The following is a 5,452-nucleotide window of genomic DNA, read 5'->3' as shown; positions in this document are numbered from 1 at the left end:
CAGGATAAGTTTATGGATGTTAGTTCCTATGGTGACTTACTCAATATCTTTTGTGATAATATAACAGCCGATAATGCCAGCATTTTAGACATTGCCTGTGGCCCTGGAAATATCACCAAATACTTGCTAAACAGGAGACCTGACTATAAAGTCTTAGGAATTGACTTGTCCTCGAAAATGCTCGAACTAGCCCAAGCTAATAACCCGACAGCTAAATTTGAGCTCATGGATTGCCGGGAGATTGATACGATCGAAGAGAAATTTGATGGAATCACGTGTGGCTTTTGCCTACCTTATTTGACGCGTAAGGAAGCTATTGCGCTAATCGCTAGTGTTCCTGGATTATTAAATCCAGGTGGTGTGTTTTATTTGAGCACGATGGAGGAGGATGATGTTAATAAATCGCGATATCAAATATCAAGTACAGGTGATAAGGTATGGGTAAATTATCATCATGAGCGTTATTTAACTCAAGCCTTCCAGGAAAATAACTTTGAAATAATCAATTTAAAACATTTTACTTCTCCTGATAAGGATGGTCTAATGATTACTGATTTGATATTGATGGGGAAATTGTAGGTGTATGCGCTGACTTATTAAAGCGATTTTAGGCTACTTAAAATTACTTTGCAAAGTTTTACAACTGCGAAGACGATCAATCCGGCGAGAACCCCAATCCCGAACTCCTTAATGATCAAGGGAATACTTGGCAGCAAATGGTGTAGAAATTCAATGTTATGAACGAAAATACCGCCCGAAACTAAGATCAATGCAATTGTTCCTACCACGCCCAGAATTCTGATGATAACAGGCAGTGATTTAACAAGTAAATGACCAATTAGTGCAACAAAGCCCTTGTCACTGGAACGCTTGATCAATTTGTGCCCAGCATCATCCATTCTAACTATGATGGCAACGATACCATAAACACCTACGGTAGCCAGTAATGCAACTACCGAAACCGTTAAAATCTGAATAGGGAGGCTTTTTTCCAAGACACTTCCCAGTGCAATAATTACAATTTCTATGGACAGGATGAAATCAGTCATCACAGCAGACTTGACCTTTGCTTTTTCTGCTTCGATACCATCTTGTTTTACCGCTGTAATTACTTCATGATCCGCCTTCTTGCGATGAAAAAAGTATTCGATTATTTTTTCAACGCCCTCATAAGCGAGGAAAAAACCACCTAAAATTAAAATAATCTTTATCGCTATAGGAAAAAATGCATTGAGCAATAATGCAATCGGAACAATAATAATTTTGTTAACGAAGGACCCCTTGGTAATTGCCCAAAGCACTGGTATCTCTCTTGAAGCCAGAAACCCCGTTGCCTTTTCCGCATTCACGGCTAAATCATCCCCAAGGATCCCTGCAGTTTTTCTCGTTGCTATTTTAGCTGCCACAGAGACATCATCCATTAAAGCAGCAATATCATCTAAAATCGCAAAAAAACCTGAAGCCATATCGATCTCATTAATAATTAGGTTGCAAAATATCTTTAAAAACGTGATTTTGAAAATAAAAAGATGATAATATTTTTCACATACCCCAATGCATAGTAAAGTCCGGATTACATTTTACGTTTATGTCTTTGTTCTTTTCGTCGGGCTTTCAGCATTTCTTTAATCTGAGCGTCTATTTTCTCTACAGCGGTAGTAAAAGCTACTGAATGAAGAATTGTACAATGTTTGTTCAAAAAAGCCATTGTCTCTTCAGGATAAATATTGCCAATCTCCCGAAGCGCCCATCCTAATCCTTTCTGAACAAAGTAATCTTTATCAGCAATTAATGGCCCCACCATATCTAGCAATTTTGCCGCAGGGAGAAGGGTTTTACGCTTCTTACTGTATAGCAGCATCCCAACCAATGACTGCCTACGCTCCCAAGGGTTTTCGGATTTGTTCCATAGCTTATACTGGCCGTATATCTTCTCCGGCATCTTTTCCATTAAATGTGCATAGATATCGGATAGTCCGTCAGAATGCGCCCAGTTGTCAATCTTTTTTACCCATAAGCGTACGACCTCCCAGAGTTCATTCGCATCGAGTTTTAACAAGTTCCTTTCAACAAAGTAGATGCATTGGCTTAGCACTTCGTAAACATCTGCATTTTTCCATATTGCATCCCAAACGGGAAGCTGATCCTGAAGAGTTAGTGTACTGAAAGTGTAGCCCGTTTTTAGTATTGACCGCTGCATAGGTACTGAAAGGCCGATGACTTCATATTGGGTTCCAATATAACTTTTGAGATCTGTATGTCCGGAGACTTTATCATAAGGTTGTTTTTCGATTAACCTGTTTATGATTTCGGATAAGTATTTTGATGTAGATATCATTTGATGTTTATCAATTTCAGGTATTTTTTTTGTTAATTAGCTTTGTCATCCTGGAAAGATACTTCCCGGTAATCACAGAGAATCATATTTGCTATGTGCGTTCGATCATAAAATAAGCCAACTCTTGTTCATCTCTCTTGAGGTTATTTAACCGTCTAAGGCCTGCTTTTTCAAGAACCTTTTGTGAACCTATATTGTCCAGATCGGTTACAGCAACTACCTGATTGGTATCTGTATGTGTAAAGCAGTAGTCAATTAAAGCGCTGCTCGCTTCGCTGGCTATACCTTTCCCCCAATATTTTTTAGCCAAAACATATCCAATCTCAACCTGATCCGGCACATATTCAAAATGTCTTGTAAGATACATGCCTATAAAATCCAGGGTATGGATATCAAATATTCCCCATCGGCCTAGCGGGCCTTTGCTGTAATCTGCTATCGTGCTGTCAAACAATTCCAGGTATTGTGCCGTCGAGCGTTGAGGAATGTACCGGGCAACTTCTTCATCTTCAAAAAGCAGAACGAACAATTGCTTGTCTTCAGGTACAAACTCACGAATAATGATATTTTGGCTTTGATAAAGAATAGTCATACATAAATTTTATACAAAGATATAGAACCTATCATTTGCTTTGATGAAGATTATTCACCAGATTTTGGAACGGGCTCGACGTTGTAAAGGCGTTTTAAAATAATTCTCTTTTAAATAAACATTTGCTAAGGTATATTTGTTGCAATTCAAAAATCCAAGTCGTATGAAACCTACTCAATATTCGTTCCTCTTTTTATGCCTTTTGTGTCTAGCTGCATGTAATATTTTTAAAAAGACTTCTGTACCACAAACAAGCAAAGACACTATGGAAACCAGTCAAATTACAGATCGTAAGTGGAAGTTAGTTGAACTTGCAGGTAAACCGGTGGCAGATAAGATAAATGGTAAAGAACCATTTCTTTTGCTTCAAAAAAGTGACAGCCGTTATTCTGCTTCTGGAGGCTGTAATGGGATAGGTGGTGAGTTTAAATTACAAGAGAATGGAAGGATAAAATTTTCACAGGGAATGTCCACTATGATGGCTTGTGAAAACATGGAGATTGAAAATGGTTTAACTAAAGCCTTGATTGCCGCTGATAATTACAGTATTAACGGAGATGATTTATCTTTAAATAAAGCCAGAATGGCACCCCTGGCTCGCTTTAAGGCCGTTAAGTAATTTAAAGATCTATATTCAGATTGCGGAAAATTGCTTAATGTAATTTCTCATTGTGAAATCTACCGTAAACCCCATGTTCAGATAGATATTTTTACCTAATTCTGAAGCTTGCAAGTAGGCATATGTTAACTGATTATCTATGGCTTTATTTAAGATGTATGCCATCGTTTCTTCAGCAAATCCTCTTTTCCTCATTTGTGGAATAATTCCCAGTCCGTGTATGCCAATTGCATTTTCGGTCTGCATGGTAAGGACTGTTCCTATTGGTGTTTTATCCAAATAAATGGTATAATAGGTTATTTGATTGCATGTTTTGATTAGTATTTCAGGATTAATATTATACTTAAAAGATTCCGGATATAAATCTGTCCAGGTTTTTGCCTGTTCAGGCTGATATACCTGCTCAAAAGTTAACCGCTGTTCTTGGTTAAATTTTTGGTCAAGGTGCATGGACATGCCAATTTGTGCTGATTTTTGCTCAAATCCGCTATATTCAATTAGTTTATACCTGGTGCTTTCTGTATCATCCCAATACGAAAACGATAAACTAATGGGAGAGGAGTTGATAATTTCCAGAATTTCCTTTAAGGCTGATTCATCTAATTGTTGCTTCAGCCAGAGACGATTTGGCCAGTCCGAATTTGGAATGCGGACATAACTAAGTTGTTCATCGGTAAAAAATCCATTGAACGGACTACTGGCTTTTTCCCAGAGCGTAATTAAGTTTTTGATGTTTAGCAAGGCATGTTCATTCATAGTGCTTATTTTGAATTTATGAGTAGTATTCCAGCCATCATGGCCATAATTCCTATTATCTTTTTTACGGTTATTGGTTCTAATGGCAAATTTAACCAACCAAAGTGTGTGGCGATAGCCGAAAAAATAAGTTGGCCGCATAATCCTAATGAGATCATTTTAGAAAGCCCTAGCTTAGGAATGCTATAAAAATAAAGGCTAATTCCGACAACACTGAAAAGTCCCCCTGTAAACCATAAATACCAGGGAACTTTTTTAATCAGGCTAGTGTTTGGTATTTCGCTTGAAATCAACAAAACAAAAACCGAGGCAAAAAGCAGACTACTGAAGGATGTGGCTATAGTAGCAAGTAGCGGTTTTTTAAGCAAAACACCCAGATGTGCATTAAACCCTGCCTGAATAGCTAAAAAGATACCGCCCAAAAATGCGGCTATGGATACTAATTGTTGATTCATATAGCGAAGTTAGATTGATGTTTTTCAATTTCACTTTACATATGTTGATTGGTCTATTTATTTTTTATTTCCCTTCTGATTCTGCTTAGCTGCGTTGCCGTAATTCCTAAATGGGAAGCGATATGCTGTAATGGAATCCTTTTGTCGATACCCGGATGTTTTGCCAGCATTTTTAAGTAGCGGATACTGGCGGTTTCCATTACGATAGATATTTCTCGCTGTTCTTTATCTATAACCCAATTTTTTTCGAGATAAGCAATATAGAAATTTTTCAAATCGTCCCGCTGGTCGATAAGTTCCTTGTATTTTTCATGATTGATCGTAATAACTGTACTGTCTTCTATTGCCTGTAACGTAAATTGGGATGGAATTTTCAGCAATGCGGAAACGGTAGAACCTGCAAATTGCCGCTCCAGGAAAATATTTTTATTATAGGTATTTCCCTGCACATCACTAAAATACGCGATAAGCGCTCCTTTACAGACAAAGTATAATGACTTGGATATCTGTCCTTCTTTTAATAAGAATTCATTTTTTTTAATGGTCTGTATACGGATCAGAGATACGAGTAATGAAAATGATTCTTCAGAAATTGTATGGTAATTCCCTATGATAGTCTTAAATGTTGATAGGTATAGTTCTTCGTTAATCACTTTTATGTTTTAAAATTTAGCCATAGTGCGTGTTATTTC

The 5,452-nt window shown here is 37.3% G+C and carries 9 protein-coding genes (1 of these 9 only partly in view); 2 read left to right on the top strand and 7 right to left on the bottom strand.

Annotated features, from left to right (window positions below; all coding sequences use genetic code 11):
* Positions 1-579, top strand: a 579-nt coding sequence (locus tag AC1DDX_RS22445; protein ID WP_477622626.1) for a class I SAM-dependent methyltransferase, incomplete at its 5' end; no start/stop codon positions are given.
* A gap of 17 nt (positions 580-596) precedes the next feature.
* Here AC1DDX_RS22445 and AC1DDX_RS22440 read toward each other — a convergent pair.
* The 3 genes from AC1DDX_RS22440 to AC1DDX_RS22430 all read right to left on the bottom strand — a co-directional run bounded on the left by AC1DDX_RS22440 (position 597) and on the right by AC1DDX_RS22430 (position 2,930).
* On the bottom strand, positions 597-1,466 hold the full coding sequence (locus AC1DDX_RS22440) for a DUF808 domain-containing protein (protein ID WP_172662841.1): 870 nt from the start codon (positions 1,464-1,466) through the stop codon (positions 597-599).
* 107 nt (positions 1,467-1,573) lie between these two features.
* Positions 1,574-2,338 (bottom strand): DNA alkylation repair protein, encoded by a 765-nt coding sequence (locus AC1DDX_RS22435; RefSeq protein ID WP_288879281.1) that lies wholly within the window; start codon positions 2,336-2,338, stop codon positions 1,574-1,576.
* 91 nt (positions 2,339-2,429) lie between these two features.
* A complete protein-coding gene (locus AC1DDX_RS22430) occupies positions 2,430-2,930 on the bottom strand; it encodes a GNAT family N-acetyltransferase (RefSeq protein WP_288879282.1) in 501 nt (166 codons plus the stop codon).
* A 265-nt stretch (positions 2,931-3,195) separates the two neighbouring features.
* Between AC1DDX_RS22430 and AC1DDX_RS22425 the strand changes: the two genes are divergently transcribed.
* Complete coding sequence (locus tag AC1DDX_RS22425) at positions 3,196-3,549, top strand: META domain-containing protein (RefSeq protein WP_246269700.1); 354 nt, start codon at positions 3,196-3,198, stop codon at positions 3,547-3,549.
* Positions 3,550-3,564: 15 nt separating this feature from the next.
* Here the strand turns inward: AC1DDX_RS22425 and AC1DDX_RS22420 are convergent, their stop codons facing one another.
* The 4 genes in view from AC1DDX_RS22420 to AC1DDX_RS22405 are tightly spaced (at most 53 nt apart) and all read right to left on the bottom strand, a layout consistent with a single transcriptional unit that may run on beyond the window.
* On the bottom strand, positions 3,565-4,305 hold the full coding sequence (locus AC1DDX_RS22420) for a GNAT family N-acetyltransferase (protein ID WP_172662845.1): 741 nt from the start codon (positions 4,303-4,305) through the stop codon (positions 3,565-3,567).
* A gap of 5 nt (positions 4,306-4,310) precedes the next feature.
* Complete coding sequence (locus AC1DDX_RS22415) at positions 4,311-4,760, bottom strand: DMT family transporter (RefSeq protein ID WP_172662846.1); 450 nt, start codon at positions 4,758-4,760, stop codon at positions 4,311-4,313.
* Positions 4,761-4,813: 53 nt separating this feature from the next.
* Complete coding sequence (locus tag AC1DDX_RS22410) at positions 4,814-5,413, bottom strand: Crp/Fnr family transcriptional regulator (RefSeq protein ID WP_288879284.1); 600 nt, start codon at positions 5,411-5,413, stop codon at positions 4,814-4,816.
* 16 nt (positions 5,414-5,429) lie between these two features.
* Positions 5,430-5,452 carry the end of a 3-keto-disaccharide hydrolase gene (locus AC1DDX_RS22405; protein ID WP_477622625.1) on the bottom strand. It continues 805 nt past the right edge of the window, so 23 of the gene's 828 nt are visible here — the last part of the coding sequence; its start codon lies off the right edge, out of view; its stop codon occupies positions 5,430-5,432.

The sequence above is a fragment of the Pedobacter sp. 10L46_2 genome, from assembly GCF_056395165.1.
Note: the sequence above shows the minus strand (reverse complement) of the source record. Positions and strands in the feature narration are given on the sequence as shown.

What these genes read in the sequence shown, in the direction of transcription:
- AC1DDX_RS22420 (WP_172662845.1), bottom strand. Translation starts at nt 4,305, where the DNA reads ATGAATGAACATGCCTTGCTAAACATCAAAAACTTAATTACGCTCTGG.
- AC1DDX_RS22435 (WP_288879281.1), bottom strand. Translation starts at nt 2,338, where the DNA reads ATGATATCTACATCAAAATACTTATCCGAAATCATAAACAGGTTAATC.
- AC1DDX_RS22430 (WP_288879282.1), bottom strand. Translation starts at nt 2,930, where the DNA reads ATGACTATTCTTTATCAAAGCCAAAATATCATTATTCGTGAGTTTGTA.
- AC1DDX_RS22440 (WP_172662841.1), bottom strand. Translation starts at nt 1,466, where the DNA reads ATGGCTTCAGGTTTTTTTGCGATTTTAGATGATATTGCTGCTTTAATG.
- AC1DDX_RS22415 (WP_172662846.1), bottom strand. Translation starts at nt 4,760, where the DNA reads ATGAATCAACAATTAGTATCCATAGCCGCATTTTTGGGCGGTATCTTT.
- AC1DDX_RS22425 (WP_246269700.1), top strand. Translation starts at nt 3,196, where the DNA reads ATGGAAACCAGTCAAATTACAGATCGTAAGTGGAAGTTAGTTGAACTT.